The organism is Pseudomonas entomophila, assembly GCF_029478665.1.
Lineage (GTDB): Bacteria > Pseudomonadota > Gammaproteobacteria > Pseudomonadales > Pseudomonadaceae > Aquipseudomonas > Aquipseudomonas entomophila_F.
On record NZ_JARPQB010000014.1, the window covers coordinates 34,298 to 49,392 of the forward strand.

The 15,095-nt window shown below is 65.7% G+C and carries 8 protein-coding genes; 6 read left to right on the forward strand and 2 right to left on the reverse strand.

Annotated elements, in window-relative coordinates; genetic code table 11:
• Positions 1-208: 208 nt before the first annotated feature.
• Both P5705_RS09645 and putP read right to left on the reverse strand, forming a co-directional pair.
• Positions 209-1,045 carry a 23S rRNA (adenine(2030)-N(6))-methyltransferase RlmJ gene (locus P5705_RS09645; RefSeq protein WP_277460597.1) on the reverse strand — a complete coding sequence of 279 codons (837 nt, stop codon included), beginning with the start codon at positions 1,043-1,045 and terminating at the stop codon, positions 209-211.
• Between the two features lie 152 nt (positions 1,046-1,197).
• Entirely contained in the window at positions 1,198-2,676 is a 1,479-nt protein-coding gene (putP, locus tag P5705_RS09650) for a sodium/proline symporter PutP (protein ID WP_277460598.1), read from the reverse strand.
• 362 nt (positions 2,677-3,038) lie between these two features.
• Between putP and putA the strand changes: the two genes are divergently transcribed.
• The 6 genes from putA (at position 3,039) to dbpA (ending at position 15,052) form a co-directional block, all read left to right on the forward strand.
• On the forward strand, positions 3,039-6,992 hold the full coding sequence (gene putA / locus P5705_RS09655) for a trifunctional transcriptional regulator/proline dehydrogenase/L-glutamate gamma-semialdehyde dehydrogenase (RefSeq protein ID WP_277460599.1): 3,954 nt from the start codon (positions 3,039-3,041) through the stop codon (positions 6,990-6,992).
• 475 nt (positions 6,993-7,467) lie between these two features.
• Complete coding sequence (locus tag P5705_RS09660; RefSeq protein WP_277460601.1) at positions 7,468-9,264, forward strand: acyl-CoA dehydrogenase; 1,797 nt, start codon at positions 7,468-7,470, stop codon at positions 9,262-9,264.
• A 30-nt stretch (positions 9,265-9,294) separates the two neighbouring features.
• Positions 9,295-10,737 carry a TldD/PmbA family protein gene (locus P5705_RS09665; protein WP_277460602.1) on the forward strand — a complete coding sequence of 481 codons (1,443 nt, stop codon included), beginning with the start codon at positions 9,295-9,297 and terminating at the stop codon, positions 10,735-10,737.
• The gene (locus P5705_RS09670; protein ID WP_277460603.1) at positions 10,737-12,068 is read left to right on the forward strand and encodes a TldD/PmbA family protein; all 1,332 of its coding nucleotides are present in this window, start codon (positions 10,737-10,739) and stop codon (positions 12,066-12,068) included. Before P5705_RS09665 ends, P5705_RS09670 begins: the two co-directional genes overlap by 1 nt.
• Before the next feature lie 106 nt (positions 12,069-12,174).
• Positions 12,175-13,602 carry a multidrug transporter subunit MdtD gene (mdtD, locus tag P5705_RS09675; RefSeq protein ID WP_277460604.1) on the forward strand — a complete coding sequence of 476 codons (1,428 nt, stop codon included), beginning with the start codon at positions 12,175-12,177 and terminating at the stop codon, positions 13,600-13,602.
• Between the two features lie 112 nt (positions 13,603-13,714).
• The gene (dbpA, locus tag P5705_RS09680; protein WP_231845326.1) at positions 13,715-15,052 is read left to right on the forward strand and encodes an ATP-dependent RNA helicase DbpA; all 1,338 of its coding nucleotides are present in this window, start codon (positions 13,715-13,717) and stop codon (positions 15,050-15,052) included.
• Positions 15,053-15,095: the final 43 nt, after the last annotated feature.

Below are 15,095 nucleotides of genomic sequence, written 5' to 3' on the forward strand. Positions count from 1 at the left end.
CGCCAGCGGCCTCTTGGGCGGATGGCGGCTAAAGGGCGGGATTATAACGCAAAGATCAAGGACACACCGCCCCCTTGTAGGAGCGGCCTTGTGCCGCGAAAGGGGCGCGAAGCGGCCCCAGGCTTTCAGCTTCGCCATCGAAATCGCGGGGCTGCTGCGCAGCCCTTTCGCGGCACAAGGCCGCTCCTACAAGAGCACGCGCCGCGGTTTATTCCGCGATCAGCCAGTCCATGCGGAAGCTGCCATCGGTCTGCGCCAGCTCCTTGGCGAGCCAGGGCAGCAGCGCCTTGAGTTCGTCCTCCAGGCCCCAGGGCGGGTTGGCGATCGCCAGGCCCGAACCGTTCAGGCCCTGCGGGCTGTCCTGGTGATGCACATACAGTTCGACCCGCAGCAGTTTGGGTGCGCCCGTGCTGGTCAGGTCCTGGTAGAAGCGGGTCAGCGAGCGCTGGTCCTTGATCGGGTACCAGATAGCCGCGACGGTCTGGCGCATGCGACCGATCGCCTCTTTCATGGCCACGGTGCAACGCTTGAGCTCGTCGGCCTGCTCGAACGGCGGGTCGATCAGCATGATCGCGCGCTTTTCCTGCACCGGCAGCAGTGCCCGCGGAATATGCCAGCCTTCACCCAGGTGCACGGTCACCCGTGGGTCCTTCTTCATGTTTTCCTTGAGCAGCGCCCCGTCTTCAGGGTGCTTCTCGTTGAGCAGGGCACGATCCTGCTGACGCATCAAGCGCCGGGCCAGCTCAGGGGAACCAGGGTAGTAGCGCAGCTCACCGTCCTGGTTCAGGCGCTTGATGATGCGCAGGTAGTCGGCGGTCATTTCCGGCAGATCGTCGCGATTCCACAAGCGGGCGACACCTTCGAGGTATTCGCCGGTACGGCTCGCCTGGTCGCCTTGCAGGTCATAGAGACCGAGGCCGGCATGGGTGTCGATGTAGGCGAACGGCTGCTCCTTGCGCGACATCAGGGCGATGAGGCGGGTGAGCACGATGTGCTTGAGGACGTCGGCGTGGTTGCCGGCGTGGAAGGCGTGACGATAGTTCATGGCGACTCCTGCGGGGGCGGCAAGTTTACCTTGTCGCGACGGCGTCGTCAGGTGCGGCGGTCGATCGGTACTGAAGCGTTCGCCGGCAAGCCGGCCCCTACAAGCACAGCGTCATCTTGTAGGAGCCGGCTTGCCGGCGAACCGCTCGAAGATCACTTGTCGGCGTGATAGGCCGCGTCAGCGGTTTCAAAACGCGAAACCATGCTCTTCGACGGGCTGCCCAGCTTGCTCACCACCAGGATGGCAATGCTGGCGAACAGGAAGCCCGGAATGATCTCGTACAGGCCCAGGCCCACGTAGTTCTTCCACAGGATCACGGTCAGCGCACCGACCACGATGCCGGCCAGCGCGCCGTTGCGGGTCATGCCTTTCCACAGCACCGAGATCAGCACCACCGGACCGAAGGCGGCACCGAAGCCCGCCCAGGCGTAGGCCACCAGGCCCAGCACGCGGTTTTCCGGGTTGGCGGCCATGGCGATGGCGATCAGGGCTACGGCCAGCACCATCAGGCGACCGACCCAGACCAGTTCCTTCTGCGAGGCATTCTTGCGCAGGAACGACTTGTAGAAGTCTTCGGTCAGGGCGCTCGAGCACACCAGCAGCTGGCAGCTCAGGGTGCTCATCACCGCTGCCAGGATGGCCGACAGCAGAATACCCGCGATCCATGGGTTGAAGAGGATCTTGGCCAGCTCGATGAACACGCGCTCGTGGTTCTCGGTGACCGGACCCGCCAGATCAGGGTGCGCCGAGAAGTAGGCGATACCGAAGAAGCCGACGGCACAGGTGCCGCCCAGGCACAGGATCATCCAGGTCATGGAGATACGGCGGGCATTGGCGATCGATTTCACCGAATCAGCGGCCATGAAGCGCGCCAGGATGTGCGGCTGGCCGAAGTAGCCCAGCCCCCAGCCCATCAGCGAGATGATGCCGATGAAGGTGGCACCCTTGAACATGTCGAAGTGAGCCGGGTTCACCGCCTCGATCGCCATGAACGTGGTGTCGAAGCCACCAGTGGAGATCAGCACGATCACCGGAGTCAGGATCAGCGCGAAGATCATCAGCGAGGCCTGCACGGTGTCAGTCCAGCTCACCGCCAGGAAGCCGCCGACGAAGGTGTAGGCGATGGTTGCCGCGGCACCCGCCCACAGGGCGGTCTCGTACGGCATGCCGAAGGTGCTTTCGAACAGGCGGGCGCCGGCGACGATGCCGGAGGCGCAGTAGATGGTGAAGAACACCAGGATGACGATGGCCGAGATGATGCGCAGCAGGCCGGTCTGGTCTTCGAAGCGGCTGGAGAAGTAGTCCGGCAGCGTCAGGGCGTCACCGTTGTGCTCGGTCTGCACGCGCAGACGGCCGGCGACGAACAGCCAGTTCAGGTAGGCGCCGACGGTCAGGCCGATGGCGATCCAGGCCTCGGAAAGGCCCGCGAAATAGATGGCGCCCGGCAGGCCCATCAACAGCCAGCCGCTCATGTCCGATGCGCCGGCGGAAAGCGCGGTGACCACGCTGCCGAGGCTACGGCCGCCGAGAATATAGTCGGAAAGGTTCTTGGTGGAGCGATAGGCGGCGAAGCCGATCAGCACCATTGCCGCAATGTAGATCACGAAGGTGATCGTTAGTGGATTGCCCATGAGTTGTGCCCTGGCGTTGTTTTTATCTCTTGCGAACCGCCGTGCACGACGACGGTTGCACCCAGGCGGCGCATCCTATGCAACAACATGAACGAGGTGCAACCATTTTTCATTTGCAAGTTGCACCCAGTCATGATTTTTCAGACAAAGCCTCTTTTTTGCTCCTTTTCGGAGCAAACATCGCGTTTTACATAAGCAAATGCACCAAAACAGCCCCTTTGAGCTATCCAAAAACGCCCTTCAGACGAGTTGCACCTTTGCCGCGAAGATTTCGGGTTGCACCCGGTTGCACCCGAATTGTCCTACAGGCTAATCTTGCCTCCAGCTTAGGCCACGCCCGTGGCCAATAACGAGGATAAGAAATGGCGACGACCACCCTTGGGGTCAAACTCGACGACCCGACCCGTGAGCGACTCAAAGCAGCTGCGCAGTCCATCGACCGCACGCCGCACTGGTTGATCAAGCAAGCGATCTTCAACTATCTCGAGAAGCTCGAGGGTGGCGCCACCCTGAACGAACTCAACGGCCACGTTGCCAGCCTCGGCGACGACGCTGGCGAAGTAGCCGCCGACCATGCCCACCAGTGCTTCCTGGAGTTCGCCGAAAGCATCCTGCCGCAGTCGGTACTGCGCTCGGCGATCACCGCCGCCTACCGCCGCCCCGAGCAGGAAGTGGTACCGATGCTGCTGGAGCAGGCACGCCTGCCCGCCGCGCAAGCTGAAGCCACCAACAAGCTGGCCGCGAGCCTGGCCGACAAGCTGCGCAACCAGAAGAGCGCCGGTGGCCGCGCCGGCATCGTCCAGGGCCTGCTGCAGGAATTCTCACTGTCCTCGCAAGAAGGCGTGGCACTGATGTGCCTGGCCGAAGCCCTGCTGCGCATCCCCGACAAAGGCACCCGTGACGCGCTGATCCGCGACAAGATCAGCACCGGCAACTGGCAGCCGCACCTGGGCAACAGCCCGTCGCTGTTCGTCAACGCCGCCACCTGGGGCCTGCTGCTGACCGGCAAGCTGGTCAGTACCCACAACGAATCCGGCCTGACCTCCTCGCTCACCCGCATCATCGGCAAGAGCGGCGAGCCGATGATCCGCAAGGGCGTCGACATGGCCATGCGCCTGATGGGCGAACAGTTCGTCACCGGCGAAACCATCGCCGAGGCCCTGGCCAACGCCAGCAAGTTCGAAACCAAAGGCTTCCGCTACAGCTATGACATGCTCGGCGAAGCGGCCCTGACCGAACACGACGCGCAAAAGTACCTGGCCTCCTACGAGCAGGCGATCCACTCGATCGGCAAGGCGTCCCACGGCCGCGGCATCTATGAAGGGCCGGGCATCTCGATCAAGCTCTCGGCCCTGCACCCGCGCTACAGCCGTGCCCAGTACGAGCGCGTGATGAACGAGCTGTACCCGCGCCTGCTGTCGCTCACGCTGCTGGCCAAGCAATACGACATCGGCCTGAACATCGACGCCGAGGAAGCTGACCGCCTGGAGCTGTCGCTGGACCTGCTCGAGCGCCTGTGCTTCGAACCGTCGCTGGCCGGCTGGAACGGTATCGGCTTCGTTATCCAGGCCTACCAGAAGCGCTGCCCGTACGTGATCGACTACGTCATCGACCTGGCCAAGCGCAGCCGCCACCGCCTGATGATCCGCCTGGTGAAAGGCGCCTACTGGGACAGCGAGATCAAGCGCGCCCAGGTCGAAGGCCTGGAAGGCTACCCGGTCTACACCCGCAAGGTGTACACCGACGTCTCCTACATTGCCTGCGCGCGCAAGCTGCTGTCGGTACCGGAAGCCATCTACCCGCAGTTCGCCACCCACAACGCCCACACCCTGTCGGCCATCTACCAGATCGCCGGGCAGAACTACTACCCGGGCCAGTACGAGTTCCAGTGCCTGCACGGCATGGGCGAACCCCTGTACGAGCAAGTGGTAGGCAAGGTCTCCGAAGGCAAGCTGAACCGTCCGTGCCGCGTGTACGCGCCAGTCGGCACCCACGAAACCCTGCTGGCCTACCTGGTCCGCCGCCTGCTGGAAAACGGCGCCAACACTTCGTTCGTCAACCGCATCGCCGACCACTCGATCTCCATCCAGGAACTGGTCGCCGACCCGGTCGCCAGCATCGAGCGCATGGGCACCCAGGAAGGCAGCATCGGCCTGCCGCACCCGCGCATCCCGATGCCGCGTGAGCTGTATGGCAGCGAGCGAGCCAACTCGGCCGGTATCGACATGGCCAACGAACACCGCCTGGCGTCGCTGTCCTGCGCCCTGCTGGCCACCGCCCACAACGACTGGAAAGCCACCCCGCTGCTGGGTTGCACCGCCAGCGAGCAGCCCGCCGCCGCGGTGCTCAACCCGGCCGACCACCGCGATGTCGTGGGTCACGTGCAGGAAGCCACCGTCGCCGACGTCGACAACGCCATCCAGTGCGCGCTGAACGCCGCGCCGATCTGGCAGGCCACTCCACCGGCCGAGCGCGCTGCGATCCTCGAACGCGCCGCCGACCTGATGGAAGCCGACATCCAGCCGCTGATGGGCCTGCTGGTGCGCGAAGCCGGCAAGACCTACGCCAACGCCATCGCCGAAGTGCGCGAGGCCGTGGACTTCCTGCGCTACTACGCGGTGCAGGCACGCAACGACCTGCGCAACGACAACTGCCGCCCGCTGGGTCCGGTGGTGTGCATCAGCCCGTGGAACTTCCCGCTGGCGATCTTCTCCGGCCAGGTGGCCGCAGCCCTGGCCGCCGGTAACCCGGTGCTGGCCAAGCCGGCCGAACAGACCCCGCTGGTCGCTGCCCAGGCCGTGCGCCTGCTGCTGGAAGCCGGCATCCCCGAAGGCGTGCTGCAACTGCTGCCAGGCCAGGGTGAAACCGTCGGTGCCGGCCTGGTCGGTGACGAGCGCGTCAAGGGCGTGATGTTCACCGGGTCCACCGAGGTCGCCCGCCTACTGCAGCGCAACATCGCCGGCCGCCTGGACAACCAAGGCCGTCCGATCCCGCTGATCGCCGAAACCGGTGGCCAGAACGCCATGATCGTCGACTCCTCGGCGCTGACCGAGCAGGTGGTGATCGACGTGGTGTCCTCCGCGTTCGACAGTGCCGGCCAGCGTTGCTCGGCCCTGCGCGTGCTGTGCCTGCAGGAAGACTCCGCCGACCGCGTGATCGAAATGCTCAAGGGCGCCATGGCCGAAAGCCGCCTGGGCAACCCCGAGCGCCTGTCCGTGGACATCGGCCCGGTGATCGACGCCGAAGCCAAGGCCGGCATCGAGAAGCACATCCAGGGCATGCGTGACAAAGGCCGCACGGTCTACCAGGTGGCCATCGCCGAAGGCGAAGAGATCAAGCGCGGCACCTTCGTGATGCCGACCCTGATCGAGCTGGAAAGCTTCGACGAGCTCAAGCGCGAGATCTTCGGCCCGGTGCTGCACGTGGTGCGCTACAACCGCAAGGACCTGGACCAGCTGATCGAGCAGATCAACGCCTCCGGCTACGGCCTGACCCTGGGCGTGCACACCCGCATCGACGAGACCATCGCCAAGGTGGTGGACAACGTCAACGCCGGCAACATGTACGTCAACCGCAACATCGTCGGTGCCGTGGTCGGTGTGCAGCCGTTCGGTGGTGAAGGCCTGTCCGGCACCGGCCCGAAAGCCGGTGGCCCGCTGTACCTGTACCGCCTGTTGTCGACCCGCCCGGCCGACGCCATCGCCCGCCACTTCCAGGCCGACGATGCGCGCAGCCAGGCCGACACCACCCTGCGCGACCAGCAGATCAAGCCGCTGACCACCCTCAAGACTTGGGCGGCCGGCAGCCAGATGAGCGACCTGGCCGCCCTGTGCGAGCAGTTCGCCGAACAATCGCAGAGCGGTATCAGCCGCGTGCTGCCAGGCCCGACCGGCGAGCGCAACACCTACACCGTGCTGCCGCGCGAACACGTGCTGTGCCTGGCCGACAACGAAGCCGACCTGCTGGCGCAACTGGCGGCGGTACTGGCGGTGGGTAGCTCGGCGGTGTTCCAGGACGGCGAGCCGGCCAAGACCGTGCGCGCCCGCCTGCCGAAAGAGTTGCAAGCGAAGATCAAGCTGGTGGCCGACTGGAACAAGGACGACGTGGCCTTCGACGCGGTTATCCACCACGGTCACTCCGACCAGCTGCGCGGTATCTGCGAGCAGGTGGCCAAGCGTGCCGGGGCGATCGTCGGCGTGCACGGGCTTTCGAGTGGCGATCACCAGATCGCCCTGGAGCGCCTGGTGATCGAGCGGGCGGTGAGCGTGAACACTGCGGCGGCAGGTGGTAACGCCAGTCTGATGACCATCGGCTGACGCTGACGGTTGTTGAACAGAAAAAGGAGAGCTCAGGCTCTCCTTTTTTGTGCTCGCCACAATCTTTGCGGCGCCTAGCAGATCGAGCGCCGCCCGCGCGGCGCATCGCGGATGAATCCGCTCCTACATCTGTTGCAACGTGCCTATGTCTGATAGGCCATGGTTGTTCGCCTTGTTGGCACGACGCAATTTTTCGTTTGGCGCATCTGCCGCCCCACCTGCCTTAAGCCTTGCGCCAAGGCTGACAACTATGGCCTCACGGTTGTGGCACGTTGCAATAAATGTAGGAGCGGATTCATCCGCGATGCGCCGCGCGGGCAGCGCTCGATCTCAAAGGCGCTGCAACGCTAACCTCAAACACCGTTTACAGCCCGCCGCTAGCGACTTCTGAACCCATATCACTCAGACCAATTAACCTGTCCCACCCGCCGCCACCCCGCCTAGACTCGCTGCATCCCGAACCAGGAATGCCGCCATGTCCGAGCAACTTCTCAGCAGCCGCAACCTCGCCTTCGAACTCTACGAGGTCCTCGACGCCGAGGCCCTGACCCAGCGCCCGCGCTTCGCCGAGCACAGCCGCGAGACCTTCGACGCCGCATTGACCACCGCCCGCACCCTCGCCGAAAAATACTTCGCCCCGCACAACCGCAAGGGCGACGAGCACGAGCCACGCTATGTGGACGGTCGCGCCGAGCTGATCCCGGAGGTGAAGCCTGCGGTGGATGCCTTCCTCGAAGCGGGCTTCCTCAACGCCAACCGCGACTTCGACGTCGGCGGCATGCAGTTGCCCAGCCTGGTATCGCAGGCCTGCTTCGCCCACTTCCAGGCCGCCAACGCCGGCACCACGGCCTACCCGTTCCTGACCATGGGCGCGGCCAACCTGATCGAAAGCTTCGGCAGCGACGAGCAGAAGCGGCTGTTCCTGCAACCGATGATCGAGGGCCGCTATTACGGCACCATGGCCCTTACCGAGCCCCATGCCGGCTCGTCGCTGGCCGATATCCGTACCCGCGCCGAACCCGCGGGCGACGGCAGCTACCGGCTCAAGGGCAACAAGATCTTCATCTCCGGCGGCGACCACGAACTGTCGGAGAACATCGTGCACATGGTCCTGGCCAAGCTGCCGGACGCCCCACCCGGGGTGAAGGGCATCTCGCTGTTCATCGTGCCGAAGTACCGGGTCAACGCCGACGGCAGCCTGGGCCCGCGCAACGACGTGCTACTGGCCGGCCTGTTCCACAAGATGGGCTGGCGCGGCACCACCTCCACTGCGCTGAACTTCGGCGACAACGGCCAGTGCGTCGGGTACCTGGTCGGCCAGCCGCACCAAGGCCTGGCCTGCATGTTCCAGATGATGAACGAGGCACGCATCGGCGTCGGCATGGGCGCTGTGATGCTGGGTTACGCCGGCTACCTCTATTCGCTGGATTACGCCCGCCAACGTCCACAGGGCCGCCTGCCGGACAACAAGAACCCGCACAGCCCCGCCGTGCCGATCATTGAGCACAGCGATGTGAAGCGCATGCTGCTGGCACAGAAAGCCTACGTGGAGGGCGCTTTCGACCTGGGCCTATACGCGGCCCGGCTGTTCGATGACACCCATACTGCCGCAGATGCAGACGCACGCCGGCAAGCCCTGGAACTGCTCGACCTGCTTACCCCCATCGTCAAGTCCTGGCCCTCGGCGTTCTGCCTCAAGGCCAATGAACTGGCTATCCAGGTCCTCGGTGGCCACGGCTATACCCGCGAGTACCCGGTCGAACAGTACTACCGCGACAACCGCCTCAACCCGATCCACGAAGGCACCGAAGGTATCCAGTCCCTCGACCTGCTCGGGCGCAAGCTGGCGCAGCACAACGGCGCCGGCCTCAAGCAGCTGACCCGCCTGATTGCCGGCACCTGCGAACGCGCCAGCCATAACCCGAACCTCGACCCGCTGCGTCAGCCACTGGAGCAACTGGTCAACCGCCTGCAAGTGGTGACGCTCACCCTGCTCGGCGACCTGGCCAGCGGCGAGGTCGCAGGCGCGCTGGCCAACTCGGCGCTGTACCTCAAGGTGTTCGGCCACTGCGTGATCGGCTGGCGCTGGCTGGAGCAGGCCATTCATGCCGAGCTCGGCCTGCTCAAGGGCAGCGACCGCGACTTCTACCTGGGCAAGCTCCAGGCCGCGCGTTATTTCCTCACCTGGGAAGTGCCGGGCTGCCATAATGACCTCGCGTTGCTCGAGGCCCGCGACGACACGTGCCTCGCCATGCAAGAGGGGTGGTTCTAGGGGGAGCCACCGCACACACGGAGGTTTCCGATGTTCGACTCCAGCACCCTGCTGCGCCAGCGCTTCAAAGCGCTGCGCAGCACGGCCGAACTGTTCTCGCTTCGCCACGTGAAGCAATCGCACCAGTCACTTTCGGTTCGCCGCAATGTCGCCGAACCGCCCTATTTCAGCCAGGACGAGGGCGCCATGCTCACCGTGCGGGTCGCCGGCGTCGAGGCCTACGCGGCCACCGCCGACCTCTCCCAGGCAGGCCTGCAACGTGCCCTGGAACAGGCCGAGGCGCTGGCCCGGCGGATCAAGGCCCGCAGCCTGCTCGACCTCAGTGGCCAGCCAGCGCCAAGCGGTCGTCACGATCACGTCTCACCCAACTTCGAACAGGCGCTGCCCAGCCTCGCCGACTGTCTTGAACTGCTGGCCAGCGAATCGGCCAGCGTGCCGAAGGACACTCGCCTGGTGGACTGGCAGGCGAGCCTGGGCATCAGCCTGGTCGAACAGACCTACCTGAACTCCGCTGGCGCCGAACTGCGCCACGCCCAGCGCTTCATCTACCCAGGCCTGGGCGTCACCGCCAGCGACAGCCAGGACAGCCAGAGCCGCAGCCTGGGCCGGGAGAACTTCGGCCAGCAAGGCGGCTTCGAGGTGATCGAGCGCTGCGGCCTGGTCGGCGCGGCCCGGCGCGTGGCCGACGAGGCCCTGCAACTGCTGCTGGCCCCCAATACGCCGAGCGGCAAGCGCGACCTGCTGCTGATGCCCGACCAGATGATGCTGCAGATCCATGAATCCATCGGTCACCCGCTGGAGATGGACCGCATCCTCGGCGACGAGCGCAACTACGCCGGCACCAGCTTCGTCAAAGCCGCTGATTTTGGCCATCTGCAGTACGGCTCGACATTGCTCAACGTGACCTTCGACCCGACCATCGGCGAAGAGCTGGCCAGCTACAGCTTCGACGACGACGGCACCCCGGCCAGCAAGCAGTACCTGATTCGCGATGGCCTGTTGGTCCGCCCCCTGGGCGGCGCGCTGTCGCAGTTACGCTCGGGCCTGGACGGTGTCGCCAACAGCCGCGCCTGCGGCTGGAACCGGGCGCCGATCGACCGCATGGCCAACCTCAACATCGAACCGGGTGACCAGTCGCTCGAACAACTGATCGGGGGGATCGAGCGCGGCATCCTGATGCGCACCAACCGCTCCTGGTCCATCGACGATGCGCGCAACAAGTTCCAGTTCGGCTGCGAGTGGGGGCAGCTGATCGAGAACGGCGAACTCAAGGGCGTGGTGAAGAACCCGAACTACCGCGGCATCTCCGCCGACTTCTGGCGCAACCTGTCGGCAGTCGGCGACCGCGGCACCTTCCAGGTGCTCGGCACGCCCAACTGCGGCAAGGGCGAGCCCAACCAGGTAGTGCGGGTCGGCCATGCCTCACCGGCCTGCGTGTTCAGCCAGATCGACGTCTTCGGAGGGGATGCCTGATGAGCTCCGTGTATCAACAACGCTTCGAAAGCCTGCTCGACAGCCTGAACGCCGCCGTGCAGCCGGGCGAGCAGTTCACCCTCGGCTACAGTGCCGAACAATCGCAATTCGTGCGCTTCAACCACGCCAAGGTGCGCCAGGCCGGCCTGGTCAGCCAGGCCAGTGCGCAACTGCGGTTGGTGCGTGACGGGCGCCAGGCTGAACAGCAGATCACCCTGGGCGATGACGCCGAACTCGATCGCCAGCGCCTGCACGAGGCACTGGCGCAATTGCGCCAGACCTTGCCTCTGCTACCGCTGGACCCTTACCTGAGCCTCGACGAAAGCGCGTGGCACAGCCATAGCCTGCTGGAGACGCCGCTGCCCGAGCTGGACGAGGTACTGGCCCTGATCGAGCGCGAAGCGGGTGATCTGGACCTGGTCGGGATCCACGCCGCCGGCCCCATCTGCCGTGGTTTCGCCAGCTCTTTCGGCGCCTTCGGCTGGCACCAGGCCAACAGCTTCAACATCGACTGGAGCCTGTTCCACGCCAACGGGCAGGCGGTCAAGGCCAACTATGCGGGGCAAACCTGGCGTGGCGAGAAATTCGCCGCGCGCCTGCGTCAGGCCCGTGAGCAGCTGGAGCATCTGGGGCGCCCGGCCATCACCCTCGAACCCGGCAGCTATCGCGCCTACCTGGCGCCCGCAGCGATGGACGAAATCGCCGGCATGCTCTGCTGGGGCAGCTTTTCCGCGCAGTCCCTGGCCACCGGCAACAGTTCGCTGCAACGCCTGTACAACGGCGACGCGCGGCTGAGCCCGCTGGTGAGTTTCAGCGAACAGGTCAGTGGTTCGCTGAGCCCGGCGTTCTCCGACGAAGGCTCGCCCCGTCGCGACCTGTTGCTGATCGGCGAAGGGCGTGGGCTGGAGCGGTTGGTGAGCGCCCGTAGCGCCGCCGAGTTCAAGCTTGTGGCCAACGGCGCCGACAGCCATGAATCACCCTGCGCGATCAGCCTGGCGCCAGGTAACCTGCCCAGCGCGCAGATCCTCGAACGCCTCGGCACCGGCCTGTACATCAGCAACCTCTGGTACCTGAACTATTCGGACCTGCCAGCGGCACGCATGACCGGGCTGACCCGCTTCGCCACGTTCTGGGTCGAGAACGGCAGGATCCAGGGGCCAGTGAGCACCATGCGTTTCGACGACAGCCTGTACAACCTGCTGGGCAGCCAGTTGGAAGACCTGACCCAGGAGCGCGAGATGATCCTGTCGACCAGCACCTATGGGCAGCGCAGCACCGGGTCGAGCCACCTGCCGGGGGCGTTGGTCAAAGGGTTGACCCTGACATTGTGATTGGCAGGTCCGGCCTGTTCGCCGGCAAGCCGGCTCCTACAGGGGGTTGCACGTAGGAGCCGGCTTGCCGGCGAACAAGTCCGACTGCAGAACAAAGAGAAGCCCCATGCCCGACCGTGCCCCGCCGGACCCCGTCACCGCCCGCTGGATCCCCTGGGTGGTGGCCATCGCCTTCTTCATGCAGTCGCTGGACGGCACCATCCTCAACACCGCATTGCCGGCCATGGCCCGCTCCCTGGCCGAGGACCCGCTGCGCATGCAGGGGGTGATCATCGCCTACATGCTCACCGTGGCCCTGCTGATCCCGGCCTCGGGCTGGATCGCCGACCGTTTCGGTACCAAGCGCATCTTCTTCAGCGCCATCCTGCTGTTCAGCTTCGGCTCGTTGCTGTGCGCCATGGCCAACAGCCTGGGCTTGCTGATCCTGGCCCGGGTGATCCAGGGCCTGGGCGGCGCGCTGATGCTGCCGGTCGGGCGGCTGGTGGTGCTGCGCGCCTACCCACGCACCGAGCTGGTGCGGATCATGAGTTTCATCACCATCCCCGGCCTGCTCGGGCCGTTGCTGGGGCCAACGCTCGGCGGGTGGCTGGTGGAGATCCTCACCTGGCACTGGATCTTCCTGCTCAACCTGCCGGTGGGCGCACTGGGTTGCTACGCGGTGTGGAAGTTCATCCCCGACCTGCGCGGCGCCGAACGCACCACCTTCGACGGCCCGGGTTTCCTGCTGTTCGGCGCGGCGATGGTGCTGATCACCATCGCCATGGAGGGCCTGGGCGAACTGCACCTGCCGCACCTGCGGGTGATGCTGTTGCTGTTCGCCGGCATGGCCTGCCTGGCTGCCTACTGGCTGCGTGCCGGGCGTGATCCGGAGCCGCTGTTCTCGCCGTCGCTGTTTCGCGTGCGCACCTTCGCCATCGGCATCCTCGGCAACCTGTTCGCCCGCCTGGGCAGCGGCGCCCTGCCCTTCCTCGTGCCCCTGCTGCTGCAGGTGGCGCTGGGCTATTCGCCGGCCCAGGCCGGCATGAGCATGATCCCGCTGGCGGCGGCGGCAATGGTCGCCAAATCCATCGCCCGGCCACTGATCGAGCGCCTGGGCTATCGCATCGTGCTCACCGGCAACACCCTGCTGCTGGGCCTGTTGCTGGCCAGCCTGGGGCTGGTCGACGCGCAGACACCCTACGCCTTGCTGCTGGTGCAACTGGCGCTGCTGGGGGCGGTGAACTCGATGCAGTTCACCGCGATGAACACGGTGACCCTGATCGACCTCGATGACGCCAGCGCCAGCAGTGGCAACAGCTTGTTGTCGGTGGTCGCGCAACTGTCGCTGAGCCTGGGCGTGGCCTGCGCCGGTGCCTTGCTCGGCGGCTTCACCGCGGCAGGCAGCGCCGAGGGCGTGGAAAGCACGCTGGGCGCGTTCCAGCTGACTTTCGTGACGATCGGTGTGATGGCCATGCTGGCGGCGGCGATCTTCCTGCAACTGGCACCGACGGACGGAAGGCGCGCCCGTCGTCCGGAACATCACGTCGAGTCGTAGGGCGAATGGCCACGAGGCTGGTAGACTGTGCGGCATTTTTCGCTTCGCACCGCAGGCCCGCCTCGTGACCGTTGAAACCACCGCCTTTGCCACCCTCCCGCTGTCCACCGCCATGCTGGCCAACCTGGACGCCCTGGGCTACGCCTCGATGACCCCGATCCAGGCCCAGAGCCTGCCGGTCATCCTCAAGGGCCAGGACCTGATTGCCCAGGCCAAGACCGGCAGCGGCAAGACCGCTGCCTTCGGCATCGGCCTGCTCAACCCGATCAACCCGCGCTACTTCGGCTGCCAGGCGCTGGTGCTGTGCCCGACCCGGGAGCTGGCCGATCAGGTGGCCAAGGAGCTGCGTCGCCTGGCCCGCGCCGAGGACAACATCAAGATCCTCACCCTGTGCGGCGGCGTGTCGCTCGGCCCGCAGATCGCTTCGCTGGAGCACGGCGCGCACATCATCGTCGGCACCCCGGGGCGCATCCAGCAGCACCTGGACAAGGGCACTCTGGTACTCGACGGGCTCAACACCCTGGTACTGGATGAAGCCGACCGCATGCTCGACATGGGTTTCTTCGACGCCATCGCCAGCATCATCGGCAAAACCCCGTCGCGCCGCCAGACCCTGCTGTTCTCCGCCACCTACCCGGCTGGCATCGAGCAGTTGGCCAAGGACTTCATGCGCCAGCCGCAGCAGGTCAAGGTCGAGGCGCTGCACAGCGACAGCCAGATCGAGCAGCGCTTCATCGAGATCGACCCGCAGCAGCGTCTTGAAGCCGTGACCCGTGTGCTCGGCCACTACCGCCCGCAGTCCTGCGTGGCGTTCTGCTTCACCAAGCAGCAGTGCGAGGACCTGGTCACCCACCTGACCGCCAAGGGCATCGTCGCCCAGGCCCTGCACGGCGACCTGGAGCAGCGCGACCGCGACCAGGTGCTGACGATGTTCGCCAACCGCAGCAGCTCGGTGCTGGTGGCCACCGATGTGGCCGCCCGCGGCCTGGACATCGACGGCCTGGACCTGGTGATCAACGTCGAGCTGGCCCGTGACGCCGAGATCCATGTACACCGTGTCGGCCGTACCGGCCGTGCCGGCGAAAAAGGCGTGGCGATCAGCCTGGTGGCCCCGGCCGAAGGCCACCGCGCCCAGGCCATCGAGGACCTGCAGAACAAGCCGCTGCGCTGGGAACAGCTGGACAACCTCAAGAGCAAGGGCGGCGAGCCGCTGCTGCCGACGATGACCACCCTGTGCATCGGCGCCGGGCGCAAGGACAAGCTGCGCCCGGGCGACATCCTCGGCGCGCTGACCGGCGATGCCGGGCTGCCGGGCAAGCAGGTGGGCAAGATCGCCATCTTCGACTTCGTGGCGTTCGTCGCCGTGGAGCGGGCGGTGGCCAAGCAGGCCATGCAGCGGCTGAACAGCGGCAAGATCAAGGGCCGTGCCCTGAAAGTCCGCATCGTCTGACCTAATTTGGGGCCGCTTTGCGGCCCTTTCGCGGCACAAGGCC